The sequence below is a fragment of the Mycobacterium kansasii ATCC 12478 genome (assembly GCF_000157895.3).
Lineage (GTDB): Bacteria > Actinomycetota > Actinomycetes > Mycobacteriales > Mycobacteriaceae > Mycobacterium > Mycobacterium kansasii.
Genome location: NC_022663.1, coordinates 5286113 through 5305182, shown reverse-complemented (window position 1 = coordinate 5305182; position 19070 = coordinate 5286113). Strand labels below are relative to the sequence as shown.

The window sequence follows — 19070 nt, the reverse complement described above, 5'->3', positions numbered from 1 at the left end:
TGGCCGCCGCTGTGGTCGCCGGAGCCCTGACCCCCGCCGAAGGATTGCGGGTTACCGCCACTCGTTCGCGGCTGATGGCGCCGCTGTCCGGGCAGGGTGGCATGGCCATGCTCGGCCTGGGCGCCGAGCAGACCGAAGCGCTGATCGCCGACTACCCGCAAGTGACGCTGGGCATCTACAACTCTCCGCGCCAGACCGTGATCGCCGGGCCCACCGCGCAGATCGACGAGCTGATCGCCCGGGTGCGCGCCCAGAATCGCTTCGCCAGCCGGGTGAATATCGAAGTGGCCCCGCATAATCCGGCCATGGATGCGCTGCAGCCCCAGATGCGCTCGGAGCTGGCCGATTTGACCCCGCGCACCCCGACGATCCCGATCATCTCCACCACCTACGAGAACCTGGACACCCGACCGGCCTTCGATGCCGAGCACTGGGCCACCAACATGCGTAACCCGGTGCGGTTCCAGCAGGCGATCGCCAGGGCCGGCGCCCAAACCTTCATCGAGATCAGCGCACACCCGCTGCTGACCCAGGCCATCGCCGACACGCTGGAAGCCGCACGCCCGGAGCCTGCGATATACGCGAATATCGGTACGCTGCAACGCGACACCGACGACACCGTCACGTTCCGCACCAACCTCTACACCGCCCTGGACCACCCACCGCAGACCCCGCATCCGCCGGAGCCGCACCCCGCCATCCCCGCCACCCCGTGGCAACACACCCGCCACTGGATCACCGCAGCGGCGGGCGCCGGACGTCGGACTCCCAACACGGTCGCGGCGCCCGGACAGGTGCGCTCCGAGAACGGCGCGCTCGACGATTGGTGCTACGAACTGGCCTGGCCGGCTCGCCCGGCACCGGACACCGAGACGTCAAACCCCGCACGCTGGCTCGTGGTGGCAGATGCCGGACTGTGCGCCGAAATGCGCCGCGCCGCCGGTGCGGACACTCGGGTGGAGCTCCTGGCCCAGGCGGCGCTGGCCGCAGACGGCGATCCGGGCACACTGCTGGAAGCGCTACGCGACGTGGATCACGTGCTCTACGCACCGCCGGTCGGCGACGACCCGCTTGACGTTGCCCAGGCCTACCGGCTATTCCACGCGGCGCGAAGGCTTTCCGCCGCGATGACCGGCAGCAGCTCGCCGGCGAAGTTGTTCATCGTCACCCGCAACGCCCAACCCGTCGCGGAAGGCGACCGGGCCAACCCCGGCCATGCGGTGCTGTGGGGCCTGGGCCGCTCGCTGGCGCTGGAGCATCCCGAAATCTGGGGCGGGCTCATCGATCTCGACGACTCGGTGCCCACGGCGCTGGCCGCCCGGCAAGTGCTGGCCGCCGCCGGCAGTGCCGACGAGGAAGACCAGGTCGTGTACCGGCTGGGCACCCGCCTGGTGCCCAGGCTGCGGTGGCGTCCGGTGACCACCGAACCGGTCACGCTGAGTTCTGACACCAGCCAACTGGTGATCGGGGCTACCGGCAACATCGGGCCGCATCTGATCCGCCGGCTCGCCCAGATGGGCGCCGGCACCGTCGTCGCGGTCTCACGCAACCCCGGTGACCGGCTGCACGAGTTGGCCGAAACCCTTGCCGCAGCAGGCAAGAACCTCGTCACGGTGGCCGCGGATGCCACCGACGAAGACGCCATGACCGCGCTGTTCGACCGGTTCGGCGCCGACTTGCCGCCGCTGGAGGGCATCTATCTGGCTGCCTTCGCCGGACAGCCGGTGCTGCTCAGCCAGATGACCTACGACGACGTCACGGCCATGTTCGCGCCCAAGCTGGATGCCGCCGCCCTGTTGCACCGGCTGTCGGTGACGACGCCGGTGCGCCACTTCGTGCTGTTCTCCTCCATTTCGGGTTTGACCGGTTCGCGGTGGCTGGCCCACTACACCGCGACCAGCGGATACCTGGACGCCCTGGCGTATGCGCGCCGGGTGATGGGGCTGCCGGCCACCGTCGTCGATTGGGGCTTGTGGAAGTCCCTGGCTGACGCCGAACATCAGGCCGGCCAGGTCAGTGTCGGATCCGGGCTGCTGCCCATGGACGACGAGATCGCCATCGGCGCGCTGCCGCTGGTGCTCAACCCGCAGGCCGGCGTGCGCACCGCCGTGGTCGCCGCGGATTGGCCGCTGCTGGCGGCTGCATATCGCACCAGAGGGTCGCTGCGTATCGTCGACGACCTGCTGCCGGCGCCGGCAGATGTCGCGTTGCCGGAAAGCGAATTCCGCAAAGCCCTGCGTGATTGCCAGGCCGAACGACGCCACGACATGCTGTTCGACCATGTCGCCGGCCTGGCCGCCACGGTGATGGGAATGCCCGCGACCGCGACACTGGACCCGGCGGCGGGCTTCTTCCAGCTCGGCATGGATTCGCTGATGAGCGTCACGCTGCAGCGGTCGCTGTCGGAAAGCCTCGGCGAGTTCCTGCCCGCGTCGGTGGTTTTCGACTACCCGACGGTGTACAGCCTCACCGACTATCTGGCCACCATCCTGCCCGAGCTTCTCGAAACGAGCCAGGCAGCGGGAACCGCGGCATCCGATCAGCCGGCTGCTGAGACCTACGAAGAATTCACCGAAGACGAGTTGCTGGAACAGCTTTCCGAACGACTAAGGGGAACGCGATGACCGCCGCGACACCCGATCGCCGAGCGATCATTACCGAGGCGCTGCACAAAATCGACGACCTTACGGCCCGCCTGGAACTCGCGGAAAAGTCCAGCACCGAACCGATCGCGGTGGTGGGCATGGGCTGCCGGTTCCCGGGTGCGGTGGACAACCCCGAGCGGTTTTGGGAGTTGTTGCGCGACGGCCGAAATGGCATCGTCCGGGTGCCCGCCGAGCGTTGGGATGCAGACGCGTACTACACCGACGATCACACCGTGCCCGGGACCATCTGCAGCCGGGACGGCGGATTCCTCACCGGCTGGCAGCCGTCCGAATTCGATGCCGAGTTCTTCTCGATTTCGCCGCGTGAGGCCGCGGCGATGGACCCCCAGCAGCGGTTGTTGATCGAGGTCGCCTGGGAAGCGTTGGAGGACGCGGGCGTTGCGCCGCACACCATCCGCGGCACCCAAACCTCGGTGTTCGTCGGTGTGACCGCCTACGACTACATGCTGACCCTGGCGGGCCGGCTGCGGCCCGAAGACCTCGACGCCTACATCCCCACCGGAAACTCGGCGAACTTCGCGGCCGGACGGCTGGCCTACATCCTGGGCGCTCGGGGTCCCGCGGTGGTGATCGACACGGCCTGCTCGTCGTCGTTGGTGGCGGTGCACCTGGCATGTCAGAGCCTGCGCTTGCGCGAAAGCGACATGGCGTTGGTCGGTGGGACCAACCTGCTGCTCAGCCCGGGACCGAGCATCGCGTGCTCGCGATGGGGGATGCTGTCGCCCGAGGGGCAGTGCAAGACCTTCGACGTGTCCGCCGATGGGTATGTGCGCGGTGAGGGCGCGGGCGTCGTCGTGCTCAAGCGGTTGGACGATGCCATGCGCGACGGCGACCGTATCCTGGCGGTGGTACGCGGCTCGGCCGTCAACCAGGACGGCGCCAGCAGCGGAGTGACCGTGCCCAACGGCCCTGCTCAGCAGGCGTTGCTGCGCACCGCGTTGACGTCGTCGAGGCTCGATCCTGCCGACATCGACTACATCGAAGCCCACGGCACCGGTACCCCGTTGGGGGACCCGATCGAACTCGATTCGCTGAGCAAGGTTTTCAGTGATCGGCGCAACTGCGAGCCCCTGGTGATCGGCTCGGTGAAGACCAACCTCGGTCACCTGGAAGCCGCGGCCGGTGTCGCCGGCTTCATGAAGGCCGTGCTCGCCGTGAACAACGGCTACATTCCGCGGCATCTGAACTTTCGGCAGCTGACACCGCATGCCAGCGAGGCCGCAACCCGGCTGACCATCGCGACCGACGGCATGGCCTGGCCGGACACCGGTCGGCCGCGCCGGGCCGGAGTGTCGTCGTTCGGTGTCAGCGGGACGAACGCGCATGTGGTGATCGAGCAGGCGCCCGCCCCGGTGACTGCCGCCCGGCAGGACCCGGTGCCGGCGGTGTCGACGCTGGTGGTGTCGGGCAAGACGCCGCAGCGGGTGGCCGCGACCGCGTCGGTGCTGGCCGACTGGCTGGATGGCCCCGGCGCCGAGGTGCCGCTGGCCGATGTCGCACACACGCTCAACCATCACCGGGCCCGGCACGGCAAGTTCGCCACGGTCGCGGCCGTCGACCGGGGCCAGGCGGTGGCGGGGCTGCGCGCACTGGCCGCGGGTGAATCCGCCCCCGGCGTGGTCGCGCCCCGGGACGGCTCGGTCGGCCCCGGCACGGTGTTCGTCTACTCGGGACGCGGATCTCAGTGGGTCGGCATGGGCCGCCAACTGCTGGCCGACGAACCGGCCTTCGCCGCCGCAATCGCCGAACTTGAGCCGGATTTCGTTGCGCAGAGCGGATTTTCGCTACACGAGGTGATCGCCGAAGGCAAGGAGCTCGTCGGCATCGAGCAGATCCAGCTGGGGCTGATCGGTATGCAGCTGGCGCTGACCGCGCTGTGGCGCTCCTACGGGGTGCAACCCGATCTGGTGATAGGCCACTCGATGGGTGAGGTGGCCGCCGCGGTGGTCGCCGGTGCGCTGACGCCGGCGCAGGGCCTGCGGGTCACCGCCACTCGGGCCCGCCTGATGGCCCCGTTGTCCGGGCAGGGCGCGATGGCGCTGCTGGAACTCGACGCCGCCGAGACGCAGGCGCTTATCGCCGACTACCCGCAAGTGAGTCTGGGGATCTACGCCTCACCACGGCAAACCGCGATAGCCGGACCGCCGCAGCAGATCGACGCGCTCATCGAGACGGTGCGTCAACGCAACGGCTACGGCACTCGAGTGAGCATCGAGGTGGCCCCGCACAACGCGGCCATGGATCCGCTGCAGCCGCAGATGCGTTGCGAGCTGGCCGATCTCACCCCGCGACAGCCCACCATCCCGATCATCTCGACCACCTACCCCGACCTGGGTGCGGGGCCGGTTTCGGGCCCCGTCTTCGATGCCGAGCACTGGGCGACCAACATGCGCAACCCGGTCCACTTCCAGCAGGCCATCGCCCGGGCCGGTACCGATCACCACATGTTCATCGAGATCAGCGCGCACCCGCTGCTGACCCACTCGATCAGCGACACCCTCAACAGCGCGCCCGATTCGGCCGATCACCGTGCCGACTATCTGATCGTGGGCACGCTGCAACGCGACACCCACGACACCCTGACCTTCCACACCAACCTCAACACCACGCACACCAACCGCCCACCGCAAACCCCCCATCCGCCCGAACCGCACCCCACGCTGCCCACCACCCCCTGGCAGCACACCCGCCACTGGGTGGACGCCACATCGCCTTCCGGGGCCGCATATCACCTGGGCGACGTCCATCCGCTGCTCGGCGTCGGTGTCACCGACCCCACCAACGGCATCCGGGTCTGGGAAAGCCAGCTCGACCCGGACCTGTTGTGGCTCGGGGATCACGTCATCGACGATCTGGTCGTGCTGCCCGGTGCGGCCTACGCCGAGGTCGCGCTGGCGGCCGCTACCGACACATTCGGAGCCGAGCCCGACGAACCCTGGATGATCTGCGAGCTCGATCTTCATCAGATGCTGCACGTGACCGCGGGCACCGTGCTGGTCACCACACTCACCGGCGACCAGCAACGCTGCCGGATCGACATACGCACCCGCAGTGGATCTTCGGAATGGACCACCCACGCCACCGCCACCGTTGCGCGTGCCGAGCGATTCGAGCCGTCCGACCCGCGCACCGGGGTCACCCCGGCCGATCCCGCAACCGAACTCGACCCCGACGATTTGTACCAGCGCCTGCGCGGCGCCGGTCAGCAGCACGGGCCGGCGTTTCAGGGCATCATGGGACTGGCCGTCGAGCAATCCGGCGCGGCCCGCGCCCAAGTGCGGCTGCCGTCGTCGGCGCGAACGGGTTCCCGCGACTTCTTGCTGCATCCGGTCATGATGGACATCGCACTGCAAACGCTGGGCGCCACCCGGATGGCAACCGATCTGGCCGGCGGGCAGGCCGCCCGGAAATCCTTGGTGGTGCCGGTGCGCTACGCCGGCGTGCACGTGTACGGCGATATCACCCGGGGTGTCTGCGCCGTCGGCACCCTGTCCGTGACCGAGGGTTCGGACCGGCTGGCCGGCGAGGTGGTCCTGACGGATCCGGATGGCCGGCCACTGCTGGTCATCGACGAGGTCGAAATGGCGGTGCTCGGATCCGGCGGCGGGGCAACGGAATTCGGTAATCGCTTGTTCACGCTGGAGTGGGAGCCCGTCCCGCTGCCCACGGCCGCCGGCCTGCCCGGTGCGCTGTTGATGATCGGTGATCCCACGAGCGACCCGCTGCTGTCCGCGCTGCAGTCGTCGCTGGCCGAGCGCACCGAGGTGGCGGTGGTCTCGCCGCACGACGAAGCGGCGCTACGCGAGGCGATCACCCAATCGGCCACCGCCTGGGACGGCATCGTCATGGTCTGTCCGCCCCGCAGCGTCGACGAATCGTTGCCCGACGACGCTCAGCTGGAGCTGGCGCGGACGCGCACGCTGCTGATCGCTCGCGTGGTGGAGACCGTGACGCGGATGGGCACCCGTAAGAGCCCACGGCTGTGGATCGTCACCCGCGGCGCCCAGCAGGTCGATCCCACCGACTCGGTCACGTTGGCGCAGACCGAGTTACGGGGAATCGCCCGGGTGCTCACGTTCGAGCATTCGGAACTGAAGGCCACGCTCGTCGACGTCGAACCGGACGGCACCGGCTCACCGGCCGACCTGGCCGAAGAGTTGCTCACCGGTTCGGACCACGACGAGGTCGCCTACCGCGACGGGCAACGCTACGTGAACCGGCTGGTGCCCGCGCCCACCACGACGAAGGGCGATCTCGCCGCCGAAACCCGGCGCACCGTCGTGAACCTCGACGGCACAGGGCCTTCCGGGGAAGCTGTCCGGCTGCAGATCGACCAGCCCGGGCGGCTGGACGCGCTCACGGTCCACGAGGTGAAACGGCCCAGGCCGCAAGGTGATCAGGTCGAGGTCCGGGTGGTCGCCGCGGGACTCAACTTCAGCGACGTGCTCAAGGCGATGGGCGTGTATCCCGGGCTCGACGGCGCCGCGCCGGTGATCGGCGGCGAGTGCGTCGGCTATGTGACGGCCATCGGCGACGAGGTCGACTCCGTCGAGATCGGTCAGCGCGTTATCGCCTTCGGCCCCGGCACGTTCGGGACGTACGTGGGCACGCTCGCCGATCTGGTCGTCCCCATCCCCGACACGCTGCCCGACAACGAGGCGGCCACCTTCGGTGTCGCGTATCTCACCGCGTGGCACTCGCTGTGCGAGGTCGGCCGGCTGTCCCCGGGCGAACGGGTGCTCATCCATTCCGCCACCGGCGGTGTCGGAATGGCGGCGGTCTCGATCGCCAAGATGATCGGCGCCCGCATCTACACCACTGCCGGCTCGGAAGCCAAGCGCGACATGCTGTCCAAGCTCGGCGTCGAGTACGTCGGCGACTCGCGCAGCGTCGACTTCGCTGACGAGATTCTTGAGCTCACCAACGGCTACGGTGTCGACGTCGTGCTCAATTCGCTGGCCGGCGAGGCGATTCAGCGCGGCGTGCAGATCCTGGCCCCCGGCGGCCGGTTCATCGAGCTGGGCAAGAAAGACGTCTACGCCGACGCCAACCTGGGGCTGGCGGCGCTGGCCAAAAGCGCGTCCTTCGCCGTGGTGGACCTGGACCTGAATCTGAAGCTGCAGCCGGCGAAGTACCGCCAACTCCTGCAACACATCCTGCAGCACGTGGCGGACGGCAACCTGCCGGTGCTGCCCGTCAGCGAATTCGGTCTCCGCGATGCGGCCGACGCATTCCGGCTCATGGCCTCCGGCAAGCACACCGGCAAGATCGTCATCTCGATCCCGGACAGCGGCAGCATCGAAGCGGTCGCGTCACCGCCGCCGGTTCCGCTGGTCAGTCCCGACGGCGGCTACCTCATCGTCGGCGGCATGGGCGGTCTCGGCTTCGTCGTCGCCCGCTGGCTGGCCGAGCAGGGCGCGGGATTGGTTGTGCTGAACGGACGTTCGGCTCCCGACGACGAGGTGGGGGCGGCCATCGCCGAGCTCAACGCGGCGGGGCACCGGATCGAGGTGGTCACCGGCGACATCGCCGAACCCGCCACGGCCGACCGGCTGGTGCAAGCGGTCGAAGATGCCGGTTTCCGGCTGGCCGGGGTCCTGCACAGCGCGATGGTGCTGGCCGACGAAATCGTCTTGAACATGACGGATTCGGCCGCCGCGCGGGTGTTCGCGCCCAAGGTCACCGGCAGCTGGCTGCTGCACCGGGCAACCGCTTCTCGTGACGTCGACTGGTGGCTCACCTTCTCCTCGGCCGCCGCGCTGCTCGGCACACCCGGGCAGGGCGCCTACGCCGCCGCGAACTCCTGGGTCGACGCACTGGTCGCGTACCGGCGTTCCCGTGGACTGCCCGCGGTCGGAATCAACTGGGGCCCATGGGCCGAGGTTGGCCGCGCCCAGTTCTTCGCCGATCTGGGCGTGTCGATGATCACCGCAGAGCAGGGACTGGAAGCGATGCAGGCGGTGCTTGCCGCCGACCGGGCGCGTACGGGTGTGTTCAGCCTGGATGCACGGCAGTGGTTCCAATCCTTCCCCGCGGTGGCCGGGTCGTCATTGTTCGCCAGGTTGCAGGACTCGGCGGTCCCCGAGCGAAGCGGCGGCGGAAAGATCCGGGCGCAGCTGGACGCCCTCGACGCGGCCGAACGCCCCGCCCACCTGGCGTCGGCGATCGCCGGTGAGATCCGTGGGGTGCTGCGCTCGAGCGACCCGATCGACCACGACCGACCGCTCGAGACGCTGGGACTCGATTCGCTGATGGCCCTGGAATTGCGAAACCGGCTGGAAGCAAGTCTGGGCATCACCTTGCCGGTCGCCCTGGTGTGGGCCTACCCGACGATCACCGATCTGGCGACCGCCTTGTGCGAACGCATGGACTATGCGCCGCCGGCCGTCGCGCAGCAGACGGCTGACGCGGAACCCGAACTGTCTGACGAGGAGATGGATTTGCTCGCCGATCTGGTCGAAGCCAGCGAGCTGGAAGCCGCATCGCGAGGTGACTCATGACGAGCCTGGCCGAGCGCGCGGCGCAACTGTCACCGAACGCCCGGGCCGCCTTGGCGCGCGAGCTCGTGCGCGCCGGGACGGCCTTCCCCACCGACATCGCCGAGCCGATCGCGGTGGTGGGCGTCGGCTGCCGCTTCCCCGGGAATGTGACTGGGCCGGAAAGCTTCTGGCAGCTCCTGGTCGACGGTGTGGACACGATCGGCGAGGTGCCGCCGGATCGGTGGGATGCGGACGCGTTCTACGACCCCGACCCGTCGGCGCCCGGATGCATGACGACGAAGTGGGGCGGTTTCGTTTCCGACGTCGACGCTTTCGACGCCGACTTCTTCGGCATCACGCCCCGCGAAGCCGTGGCAATGGACCCGCAGCATCGGATGCTGCTCGAGGTTGCCTGGGAAGCACTCGAACACGCCGGTATCCAACCGGATTCCCTCAGCGGCAGCCGAACCGGCGTGATGATGGGGCTGTCGTCGTGGGACTACACGATTGTCAACATCGAACGCCGAGCCGATATCGACGCCTACCTGAGCACCGGAACCCCGCATTGCGCGGCGGTCGGCCGGATCTCCTACCTGCTGGGATTGCGCGGCCCGGCGGTCGCCGTGGACACCGCGTGCTCGTCGTCACTGGTGGCGATCCACCTGGCCTGTCAGAGCCTGCGGCTGCGCGAGACCGACGTCGCGCTGGCCGGCGGCGTGCAACTCACCTTGTCGCCGTTCACCGCGATCGCGCTGTCCAAGTGGTCGGCGCTGTCGCCGACCGGTCGCTGCAACAGCTTCGACGCCAACGCCGACGGATTCGTGCGCGGCGAGGGCTGCGGTGTGGTGGTGCTCAAACGGTTGGCCGACGCGCTGCACGACCGGGACCGGGTACTGGCGGTAGTCCGAGGTTCGGCAACCAACCAGGACGGCCGCTCCAACGGCATGACCGCACCCAACGCGCTGGCCCAGCGCGACGTGATCGCCTCGGCGCTGCGACTCGCCGACGTCACCGCCGACAGCGTCCATTATGTCGAAACACACGGCACCGGAACAATATTGGGCGATCCCATCGAGTTCGAGTCGCTGGCGACCACGTATGGCCTTGGTAAAGGCCAGAGCGAGAGCGCGTGCGCGTTGGGCTCGGTCAAGACCAACATCGGCCACCTGGAGGCCGCCGCCGGGGTGGCCGGATTCATCAAGGCGGTACTGGCCGTCGAGCGCGGACAAATTCCGCGCAATCTGCACTTCACCCGGTGGAACCCCGCCATCGACGCGTCGGCGACCCGGCTGTTCGTGCCGACCGAAACCAGCCCGTGGCCCGCGGCATCCGGACCGCGCCGCGCCGCGGTGTCGTCGTTCGGCCTGAGCGGGACCAACGCACACGTGGTGCTCGAACAACCCCCGGGCCAGGCACCATCGCCGGCTGTCGAAGCATCCCCCGTCACGACCGTGACGGTGTCGGGCAAGACGGCGCAACGCGTGGCCGCCGTGGCCGCGGCGCTGGCCGACTGGATGTCCGGGCCGGGCGCGGCCGTATCGCTTGCCGACGTGGCGCACACCATGAACCAGCACCGGGCCCGGCATGCCAAGGTCGCCACCGTGGTCGCGCGGGACCGCGCGGAGGCGGTCGCGGGCTTGCGGGCGCTGGCGGCGGGGCAGCCCCGGGTGGGTGTGGTGGGCTGTGATCAGCGTGCTGGTGGGCCGGGGCGGGTATTCGTGTACTCGGGTCAGGGTTCGCAGTGGGCCGGGATGGGCCGCCAGTTGCTGGCCGACGAACCGGCGTTCGCCAAGGCGGTGGCCGAGCTGGAGCCGGTATTCGTTGCCCAGGTTGGCTTTTCGTTACAGCAGACGCTTTCCGCGGGCGACGAGGTAGTGGGCATCGACCGCATCCAGCCGGTGTTGGTCGGGATGCAGCTGGCCCTGACCGAGTTGTGGCGGTCCTACGGCGTGACACCCGATGCGGTGATCGGGCATTCGATGGGTGAGGTGGCGGCGGCGGTCGTAGCCGGGGCGTTGACAGCCGAGCAGGGCTTGCAGGTGATCGCCACCCGGTCGCGGTTGATGGCCCGGCTGTCGGGTCAGGGCGCGATGGCGCTGCTCGAACTCGATGCCGATGCCACCGAGTCGCTGATCGCCGACTATCCGCAAGTGACGCTGGCGGTGTATGCATCGCCGCGTCAGTCGGTGATCGCCGGGCCCCCGGAGGCGGTGGATGCGATAATCGCTGTCGTTGCCGCACAGAATCGGCTGGCCCGACGCGTCGAGGTCGACGTGGCCTCCCATCACCCGATCATCGATCCGATCCTGCCCGAATTGCGAAGCGAGCTAGCGGATTTGGCCCCGCAGCCGCCGCGCATCCCGATCATCACGACCACTCACCCCTGTGAAGCGCATTCGCACCCGGTGATGGATGCCGACTACTGGTCGGCCAACCTGCGCAACCCGGTGCGGTTCCACCAGGCCATTAGAGTCGCAGCCGCCGCCGAGCACCATGGCTGCCGTGCCTTCATCGAGATGAGCCCGCACCCGGTGCTCACCCATGCCATCACCGAAACCCTGGAGGGGGCCGGTGACCAGATCGTCACGGGGACAATGAACCGCGACCAAGACCAAACCCTGTTCTTCCACACCCAACTCGCCACAGTCGGGGCGACCACCCCGGACGACACCAGCGGGCGCCTGGTGGACGTACCGGCCACACCCTGGCAGCACAGTAGATTCTGGGTCACGGATCGATCCGCGATGTCGGAACTGGCCGCCACCCATCCGTTGTTGGGCGCGCACATCGAGATGCCCAGCGGCGGAACCCACGTCTGGCAGGCCGACGTCGGCACCGACGTATCTCCCTGGCTGGCCGATCACAAGGTGTTCGGCCAACCGATCATGCCGGCCGCGGGGTTCGCCGAGATCGCGTTGGCCGCGGGTGCCGAAGCGCTCGGCTTATCCGCCGACACGATCGGCATCAACCAGTTCGAGGTCGAGCAGATGCTGCCCCTCGACAACCACACCCAGCTGACCACCCAGTTGATTCGCAATGGGGACAGCCAGATTCGGGTCGAAATCTATTCCCGCTCGCCCAACGGCGACTTCCGCCGGCACGCCACGGCCAGGGTCGAACAGGCTGCGCCCGACGCCGCGCGCACCCGCCCAGTGCTTCATCGTTCTTCCACCGCGGCAACCGTGTCGCCCGCCGATTTCTATGCCCTGCTCCGCCAGACCGGTCAACACCACGGTCCCGCTTTCGCCGCGCTGAGCCGAATATCGCGTTTGTCCGACGGTTCCGCCGAAACCGAGATCACCCTTCCCGACGAGGCTCCGCGGCACCCCGGATACCGGCTTCATCCGTCCATGCTGGATGCGGCCCTGCAAAGCCTGGGTGCCGCAATACCCGACGATGAGGTCGCGGGGTCAGCCGAAGCCAGCTATCTGCCGGTGTCCTTCGACAAGGTTCGGGTCTACCGCGACATCGGCCGCCACCTCACGTGTCGCGCCCAGCTGGCCAACCTCGACGGCGGCGCCGGCAAGCTGGGCAACGTCGCCTTGATCGACGACGCCGGGCAGGTAGCGGCCGAAATCGACGGCATCTACCTGCGACGGGTCGAGCGCCGGGCGGTGCCACTGCCGTTGCCGCAGAAGATCTTCGACGCCGAATGGATCGAAGGCCCGATCGCGGTCGAGGCCGGGCCCGGGGCGGGATGCGAGACCGCACCCGGCAGTTGGCTGGTGCTCACCGACGCGACCGCGGATAGCCGAATCCGGCTGATGGCCGATCAGTTCGTCGAGCGGTGGCGTTCGCCGGTGCGGCGGGTGCTCACCGCCGATCTCGGCGACGAACCGGCGGTGCTGGCCGCATTCGCGGAAACGGCAGGCGATCCGGACCATCCGCCCGTCGGCCTGGTCGTTTTCGCCGGCGGCGCTTCCAGCGGATTGGACGACGGACTGGTCGCGGCGCGAGACCGGGTGTGGTCGATCACGACTGTGGTTCGAGCAGTCGTGGGCACCTGGCATGGCCGATCACCGCGGCTGTGGCTGATCACCGGAGGCGGGCTGGCCGTTCACGACGGCGAGCCGGGAGCCCCCGCAACGGCATCCTTGAAGGGTCTGGTGCGCGCACTGGCCTTCGAGCATCCGGACATGCGCGCCACCCTGGTCGATCTGGACGGCACTCCAGACCCGCTCGCCGCGCTGACCGCCGAACTGCAGGCCTCGGGCAACGACGATGTGATCGCCTGGCGGGGCGACCGCAGATTCGTCGAACGCCTGTCGCGCGCCACTCTCGATGCACAAGCGGGTCATCCGGTCGTCCGTCCCGGAGCCTCGTACGTCGTCACCGGTGGTCTCGGCGGACTCGGGTTGGTGGTCGCGAAGTGGCTGGTGGACCGCGGCGCCGGCCGAGTGGTGCTCAATGGCCGCAGCGATCCCACCGACGACCAGCGCAAGGTCTTGGCCGCATTGGAATCCCGCGCCGACATCGTGGTCGTCCGGGGCGACGTCGCGGCGCCTGGCGTGGCCGAAAGCCTCATCGAGGCAGCAGGACGATCGGGAGCTCAATTGCGCGGTGTGGTGCACGCCGCCGCGGTCATCGAAGACAGCCTGGTGTTCTCCATGAGCAGGGACACCCTCGAGCGGGTATGGGAACCCAAGGCGGCCGGAGCGCTGCGGCTGCACCATGCCGCCGAGGGCTGTCAGCTCGACTGGTGGCTCGGATTCTCCTCCGTCGCTTCACTATTGGGCTCCCCCGGCCAAGCAGCCTACGCCTGCGCCAGTGCCTGGCTCGACGCACTGGTCACCTGGCGCCGAGCGTCCGGTCTGCCAGCGGCGGTGATCAACTGGGGGCCGTGGTCGGAAGTGGGCGTCGCGCAAGCCCTGGTCGGCAGTGTCCTTGACACCATCACCCCGGCGGAGGGCATCGAGGCTCTGGATTCGCTACTGGCCGCCGGCCGGGCCCGCACCGGTGTCGCGCGGCTGCGTGCCGACCGGGCTCTGATCGCGTTCCCGGAGATCCGCGGCATCAGCTACTTCACCCGGGTGGTCGAGGAGCTGGACTCGGCGGGCGATCTCGGCGATTGGGCCGGACCCGACGCCCTTGCCGACCTCGACGCGGGCGAGGCCCAGCGCGTGGTGACCGAGCGGATGCGCGCGCGGATTGCGGCGGTGATGGGCTACGCTGACCGGTCGGCAGTCGATCCCGCCGTACCGCTGACTGAGCTGGGTCTTGACTCTCTGATGGCGGTGCGGATCCGCAACGGCGCGCGGGCCGACTTCGGCGTGGAACCGCCGGTGGCACTGATCCTGCAAGGGGCGTCCCTGCACGACCTGACCGTCGACCTGATGCGCCAACTCGGGCTCTCGGGCCCCGACCAGGTAACCGAAAACCTGGAAAACACCGCCGTTGTTCGCGCCCGGGCGCAGGAGCGCGCGGCAGCGCGACGTGGAGCCGCGATACGGCGGCGGCCGACACCCCCCAAACCTCAAGTACACGGAGGACAAGAACTGTGAGCACACCCGACAACGCCATCGCGGTAGTCGGCATGGCCGGCAGATTCCCGGGCGCGAACGATCTGTCGACCTTCTGGAGCAACCTTCGGCGCGGCAAGGAGTCGATCGTCACCCTGTCGGAACAGGACCTGCGCGACGCGGGCGTCAGCGACAAGACGCTGGCCGACCCGGCATATGTGCGCCGCGCACCGCTACTGGACGGGATAGACGAATTCGACGCGGACTTCTTCGGATTCCCCCCGCTGGCCGCGCAGGTGCTGGACCCGCAACACCGGCTGTTCCTGCAATGCGCGTGGCACGCGCTTGAGGACGCCGGATGTGACCCCGCCCAGTTCGACGGCTCGATCGGCGTGTACGGAACCAGCTCTCCCAGCGGATATCTGCTACACAACCTGCTGTCGCATCGCGACCCGAACGCCGTATTGGCCGAGGGGCTCAACTTCGACCAGTTCAGCCTGTTCCTGCAGAACGACAAGGATTTCCTGGCAACGCGGATATCGCATGCGTTCAACCTGCGCGGCCCCAGCATCGCGGTCCAGACCGCATGCTCGTCCTCGCTGGTCGCCGTGCACCTGGCCTGCTTGAGCCTGCTGTCCGGCGAATGCGACATGGCCCTGGCCGGCGGGTCGTCGCTGTGCATCCCGCACCGCGTCGGCTACTGGAACTCGCCGGGATCGATGGTGTCGGCGGTCGGCCACTGCCGGCCCTTCGATGTTCGCGCCGACGGCACCGTCTTCGGCAGCGGTGTGGCGATGGTGGCGCTCAAGCCGTTGCAGGCCGCCATCGACGCCGGCGACCGCATTCACGCCGTCATCCGCGGGTCGGCGATCAACAACGACGGATCGGCGAAAATGGGCTACGCGGCACCTAATCCGGCCGCCCAGGCCGACGTCATCGCCGAAGCCCATGCGGTGGCCGGCATCGACTCCTCGACCGTCAGCTATGTCGAGTGCCACGGTACCGGCACCCCGCTGGGTGACCCCATCGAAATCCAAGGGCTGCGAACGGCATTCGAGGTCTCCGAAACGCCACGGCCGGGCCCGTGCGTACTGGGATCGGTCAAGTCGAACATCGGCCACCTGGAAGTCGCGGCCGGAATCGCGGGCCTGATCAAGACGATCCTGTGCCTGAAGCACCAGGCGATCCCCGCGACACTGCACTACACCAGCCCGAACCCCGAGCTGCGGCTCGACCAAAGTCCATTCGTCGTGCAAAGCAAGTACGGCCCGTGGGAGTGGGACGGCGTGCTTCGGGCCGGGGTGAGCTCGTTCGGGGTCGGCGGCACCAACGCACACGTCGTCCTGGAGCAGGCACCCGCGCAGGCACCGCCGGTTCCTGCCCGCACCGCGGCCACCGGACCGCAGGTGCTGCTGCTGTCAGCGAAAACTACTGCCGCGCTGCGAGAGTCGAGGGACGCCCTGGCCAGCGCGCTGGAACGGCCGGACTGCCCGGACGTGTCCGACGTGGCCCACACCCTCACCCGACGCCGCAAGCACAACATCACCATGGCCGCCGTCGTCCACGACCGCGAACACGCCGTCAAGGTCTTGCGGGCGGCCGAGCACGACAACGTCTTCGTCGGCGAATCCGGCGCCGGGGACCCGCCCGAAACGACCACACCGGCGCCGGACCGCGTCGTGTTCCTGTTTCCCGGGCAGGGCGCACAGCACGTCGGCATGGCGAAGGGGCTCTACGACACCGAGCCCGTTTTCGCCGAATACTTCGACACCTGCGCCGCCGGATTCCGTGACGAGATGGGCATCGATCTGCATGCCGAGGTGTTCAGCGGGACCGCAACGGATCTGGAGCGCATCGACCGATCGCAACCGGCGCTGTTCACCGTGGAGTACGCGCTCGCCAAGCTGGTCGACAGCTACGGGGTGCGTGCGGGCGCCTACATCGGCTACAGCACCGGCGAATACATCGCGGCCACCCTGGCCGGGGTATTCGACCTCGACACGGCGATCAAGACCGTTGCGCTACGGGCGCGCCTGATGCATGAGTCGCCGCCCGGCGCCATGGTCGCGGTGGCAGTGGGTCCCGACGAGGTCGCGCAGTACCTCTCACCGGGGGTGGAGCTCTCGGCGGTCAACGATCCCGGCAACTGCGTGGTCGCCGGCCCGAAGGGCGCGATTCGCGAGTTCACCCAACGTCTCAACGAGGCCGGGATACCCGTTCGCCGGGTCCGCGCCGGCCACGCGTTTCACACCAGCGCGATGGATCCGATGTTGGATGAATTCCAGGCATTCCTGTCCCAGCAGCAGCTCAGCGCTCCGCGCACGCCGTTGCTGAGTAACCTCACCGGAACGTGGTTGACCGAGCAGCAGGTCACCGATCCGGCCACCTGGACACGTCAAATCAGTTCCGCGATCAGGTTCGCCGACGAACTCGACGTGGTGCTGGCAGATCCGGGTCGGGTCCTCGTCGAGGTCGGTCCCGGCGGGAGCCTCACCGGTTCTGCGATACGGCATCCGAAGTGGTCGGCCGCGCATCGTGCTGTCCGGCTCATGCGTCACCCGATTCAGAACGCCGATGACCGCGATACCTTCCTGCGCGCGCTGGGTGAGCTCTGGTCCGCCGGGATCGAGGTTGACTGGACGCCGCGGCGTGCGACCCAGCCGCAGCTGGTTTCCCTGCCCGGTTATCCGTTTGCCCGCCAACGGCATTGGGTGGAACCCAAGCACATGGTGTGGTCGCAGGTTCCCGCCGGGAGCAACGGCTCACCGGTGGGCGCGGGGGCTGGTGCCGGCACCGTCGAAGTGGCGCAGAACGGAGAGTCGCAGACCGAGACCACGTTGCGGCGCATCTGGGAACAGTGCATGGGTGTCAGCTCCATCGATCGCAACGCCAATTTCTTTGACATGGGCGGCGATTCCCTGATGGCCATCAGCATCGCGATGTCCGCCGCCAACGAGGGCCTGACCATTACACCGCAGGACCTGTACGAATACCCGACCTTGGCCGCGCTGACGGCTGCCGTCGATGCCTCGTTCGCGGCGAGTGGGTTGGCCAAAGCCCCGGTGGCTGATGCACATCCGGCGGTTCCGCCGAATATTGCGTACTTCCTCGACCGGGGACTGCGCGACACCGGTCGCTGGCGCGTCCCGTTGATCCTGCGCCTCGACCCCAAGGTCGGCTCGGAGGACGTCCGGGCGGTGCTGACCGCGGTGGCCAACCACCACGACGCATTGCGGCTGCAGCTCGTCGACAATGCCGGAATGTGGGAGCAACACATCGCACCATCCGGGGAATTCACTCGGCTTTCCACGGTGCCACTTCCTGACGACGTGTCCGCCGGCAGCCCGGAAGAACGGGCTGCGGTGTCGAAGATTCTGGCCGAATTGCTCTCAGATCAAAGTGATTCGGACGCGCCGCTGGCAGCAGTGCATATCACCGGTGCGCACGGCGGTCCGCACTACCTGGGGCTGGCCGTGCACGAGATGGTCAGCGACGACGCGTCGCGTCAAATCCTCGGACGCGACATCGTCACCGCGTTCGGGCAGCGGCTGGCGGGCGAGGAGATCACGCTGGAGCCGGTCACCACCGGGTGGCGGGACTGGTCGGTTCGCTGCGCGGCCCTCGCGACACATCCCGCAGCCCTCGACACTCGCTCCTACTGGATCGAGAATTCAACGAAGGCGACCTTGTGGCTGGCTGACCAGGACATCACGCAACCGCCCAGCACCGAGGATCTGACCAAGTTCTCAACTACGCTGAGCGTCGAGCAGACATTCGAACTCGATGATGCTCGGCGCAGGTTCCGGCGGTCGATCCAGGAGATCGTGCTGGCCGCGCTCGGCCGAACCATAGGCAAGGCGGTCGGTGACGGTGTGGTCGCCGTCGAACTCGAGGGCGAGGGGCGCTCGGTACTACGGCCGGACATCGACCTGCGCAGAACCGTCGGCTGGTTCACGACGTACTACCCGGTGCCCCTGGTATGCGGGAACGGATCCGGGATTCAACAGCTGGACGCCGTTCACGACGCGCTGAAATCCGTTCCGCACTACGGAATCGGATACGGGCTGCTGCGGTATCTGTATGCGCCAACCGGACGCGTGCTGGGTGCGCAGCGCACCCCCGACATCCACTTCCGGTATGCGGGCGTCATTCCCGAGTTGCCGAGCACCGATGCACCGGTACAGTTCGACTCCGACATGACGATGCCCGTCCGCGAGACGATCCCCGGGTTGGGCCACGCCATCGAACTCCGGGCGTATCGCTCCGGCGGCTCATTGCATCTGGATTGGTGGTATGACACCCGCCGCATCCCCGCGGCAACGGTAGAACAGCTGGCGCGGACATTGCCGGCCACACTGAGCGAGCTGATCCAGGAGGCCATCGCGGCCGAGCATGACGAGATCGAAACGGTTGGGGCACCCGAAGCGGGCGCCCTGGTGGACTTGTCCAGCCTGGATGCGGGCTGA

General features: G+C 68.3%; 4 protein-coding genes (1 of these 4 cut by a window edge). All 4 read left to right on the top strand.

Going from position 1 to position 19070, the window contains the following annotated elements:
* Tightly spaced (each overlapping or abutting the next), the 4 genes in view from MKAN_RS22940 to MKAN_RS22925 form a layout consistent with a single transcriptional unit that may run on beyond the window.
* A protein-coding gene (locus tag MKAN_RS22940; RefSeq protein WP_023372271.1) for a type I polyketide synthase crosses the window boundary here: on the top strand, positions 1-2624 show its 3' portion. Its footprint begins 1984 nt before the window's first position; the window shows 2624 of its 4608 coding nt (coding positions 1985-4608); its start codon lies beyond the left edge, outside the window; the stop codon is at positions 2622-2624.
* Positions 2621-9166 (top strand): type I polyketide synthase, encoded by a 6546-nt coding sequence (locus MKAN_RS22935; RefSeq protein ID WP_023372270.1) that lies wholly within the window; start codon positions 2621-2623, stop codon positions 9164-9166. Before MKAN_RS22940 ends, MKAN_RS22935 begins: the two co-directional genes overlap by 4 nt.
* Positions 9163-14646: a type I polyketide synthase gene (locus MKAN_RS22930; RefSeq protein WP_023372269.1), complete on the top strand. Its 5484-nt coding sequence runs from the start codon at positions 9163-9165 to the stop codon at positions 14644-14646. Before MKAN_RS22935 ends, MKAN_RS22930 begins: the two co-directional genes overlap by 4 nt.
* The gene (locus MKAN_RS22925) at positions 14643-19070 is read left to right on the top strand and encodes a type I polyketide synthase (RefSeq protein WP_023372268.1); all 4428 of its coding nucleotides are present in this window, start codon (positions 14643-14645) and stop codon (positions 19068-19070) included. Before MKAN_RS22930 ends, MKAN_RS22925 begins: the two co-directional genes overlap by 4 nt.

Excerpts from the sequence above, each read along its gene's own strand:
- MKAN_RS22930 (WP_023372269.1), top strand. The coding sequence starts at position 9,163 with ATGACGAGCCTGGCCGAGCGCGCGGCGCAACTGTCACCGAACGCCCGG.
- MKAN_RS22935 (WP_023372270.1), top strand. The coding sequence starts at position 2,621 with ATGACCGCCGCGACACCCGATCGCCGAGCGATCATTACCGAGGCGCTG.